We start from the raw sequence: 984 nt of genomic DNA, 5'->3' as shown, positions 1-984 counted from the left end.
ACGGCCTTGAGACCGATATCCAGTATGTCGATACAGGCGGTAGCGTGGCCTGGGGCCAATACACCTGGTGGGCCGGTAGAGGCGGCGGTGACGGTGGCTATTTCGGTACCGTACGCGCCCGCATCGGCTACGCCTTCGATCGGACGCTGGTCTACATCACCGGCGGTCTGGCCTATGGMGGCCTGAACAGCAACCCGCTGACCGGCAACACGACAAGCAATGCCGGCTGGACCATCGGCGGCGGTGTCGAATACGCCTTCACCAATAACTGGACGGTCAAGCTCGAAGGTCTCTACGTCGATACCGGCGAGGGCAGGAGGGCCCAGGTCTTCGAAAACCCCGCGGGCGGCGTGCTGCCGGCCGGAACCTATACCGCGGTCAGCAATGGCGGCGGCGGCGCCGGACTCCTGCGCGTCGGCGTGAACTACAAGTTCTGAGCCGGGCACTCTGATCTGCAAACAGCCCGGCCGATGCGCCGGGCTGCTTTTCCCTTCATCCGGGCGCACAGATTGGAGACCGAGCTTCGACACCAGTGGCTTGGCCTCTTGTCCCGACCGRTCCCATCAAGACGAATCCCGCAAGCTGCCGACATGTTCTGGTGCCGGCGGCCCAGATGTCTTTGTGCGCACCCTGATCGATCAACTCATCGCTCCTGGCGTTTGCCCATAGCAAGATCGCCGGCTTCCTTTGAAATCGCATATTCGGGCGCGCTTACACCGACCGAAAACAGGGAGACGATCGTGAGTCTACGCAGAGCCCTCGCCGCAGCCTGTCTGCTAACCTCCATGGTGATCCCACTGGCCGTTTCGGCCCAGACGCTTACTTTTGCCGAAGCCTATGACCGGCTGGCGAAGTCCTGTGGTTCGGACATCGACAAGCTTTGCTCGAAGGTTTCGCTTGGCGGCGGCGCCGTCAAAACGTGCCTTGATCGGAACCAGGCGCGGCTATCGGCGGGCTGCAAGGCCGCGTCGGCCGAGGTCTTCC

The 984-nt window shown here is 62.8% G+C and carries 2 protein-coding genes; both read left to right on the top strand.

What is annotated here, in order from left to right:
- Window positions 1-437, top strand: a 437-nt coding sequence (locus AC1DRP_RS36675) for an outer membrane protein (protein ID WP_476771152.1), incomplete at its 5' end; no start/stop codon positions are given.
- Between the two features lie 303 nt (window positions 438-740).
- Window positions 741-984, top strand: a 244-nt coding sequence (locus AC1DRP_RS36670) for a cysteine rich repeat-containing protein (RefSeq protein ID WP_476771151.1), incomplete at its 3' end; no start/stop codon positions are given.

The organism is Allobosea sp. 01N443 (assembly GCF_056399325.1).
This window is presented reverse-complemented; position numbering and strand designations above follow the sequence as displayed.